Here is a 613-nt window from a genome sequence, read left to right as displayed (position 1 = left end):
GGGTGGGCGTGGTCTTGTTCGGGGCGGTGCCGGCGGTGGAGCTGTTGCAGTTTGCCGCTTTAACCGACATCGTAGAGGGGCTGTTGCTGATTTCCGGGCGGGTGCTCATCGGCGCCTTGGTGTTCGGGATCGGCCTTTACCTGGCCAATTTGGCCCATTCCATGATCAAGAGCTTGGGCAACCCCTCTGCGGGCGTGCTGGCGCAGGCGGCGCGGGTGGCCATTTTGGTTTTCGTCGGCGCCATGGCCTTACAGCAGATGGGTGTAGCCACCGACATTGTGGTGCTGGCTTTTGGCCTGGTGCTGGGCGCGATTGCCGTCGCGGTGGCCTTGGCTTTTGGCTTGGGAGGCCGCGATGTGGCTGCCGAGCAGATCCGGCAGTGGCTGAAGCGGGAGTGAAAAGGCCGCATCTGCTAGAGGAATTGCTCTTCCTACCCGAAGAGAGCAGCGCTTCTTAAGGAGTGGCCATGCCACCCATCCGATGGCCGCCTCAAGGTTAACCCTGTTTTGCTTGCAAATGTACCCCGCCTGGCAAAACGCTCGGCGGGGTCTTGTTTTCTGGGTTTAAGCTGCCTCCGAAACTTTGGCCTCTTCTGGCGTTGCTTCCTGCACCA

1 protein-coding gene is annotated in these 613 nt (G+C 60.8%); it reads left to right on the top strand.

Features of this window, described 5'->3' with window-relative positions:
• The coding region (locus NW852_RS11305; protein WP_414426751.1) for a mechanosensitive ion channel at positions 1 to 398 on the top strand (398 nt) is incomplete at its 5' end.
• Positions 399 to 613: the final 215 nt, after the last annotated feature.

The organism is Synechococcus sp. H60.1, assembly GCF_047462335.1.
GTDB lineage: Bacteria > Cyanobacteriota > Cyanobacteriia > Thermostichales > Thermostichaceae > Thermostichus.
The sequence above is the reverse complement of the archived record's forward strand: the minus strand, read 5'-3'. Positions and strand labels throughout refer to the sequence as shown.